1 protein-coding gene is annotated in these 258 nt (G+C 81.4%); it reads left to right on the top strand.

The features are described 5' to 3' along the window. On the top strand, window positions 1-258 hold a 258-nt coding region (locus STRAU_RS44355; RefSeq protein WP_259300123.1), incomplete at both ends, for a hypothetical protein.

The raw sequence follows: 258 nt of genomic DNA, 5'->3' as shown, positions 1-258 counted from the left end.
GGGTGCGGGCGCCGGTGCGGCCGGGGGAGTGGTGGGCGCCGGTGCTGCTGGGGGCGCCGTGAGTGCCAGTGCGGCTCGCGATGCCGTTGGCGCCGGAGCGCCCGGCGCTGCCGCCGCCGTGCTCCAGGTGCACAGCCTCGCCGACCCCACCCTCGTCGTCGACGCCGCCCAACTCTGGGCGGGCGCCGAGCACTTCGGGCCGCGCGCCCAGGCCCAGGCGCTGCTCGCCGTGCGCCGCGCCGCCCGCGTCTGGCCGCC

This window comes from Streptomyces aurantiacus JA 4570, from assembly GCF_000414115.1.
Lineage (GTDB): Bacteria > Actinomycetota > Actinomycetes > Streptomycetales > Streptomycetaceae > Streptomyces > Streptomyces aurantiacus_A.
This window is presented reverse-complemented; position numbering and strand designations above follow the sequence as displayed.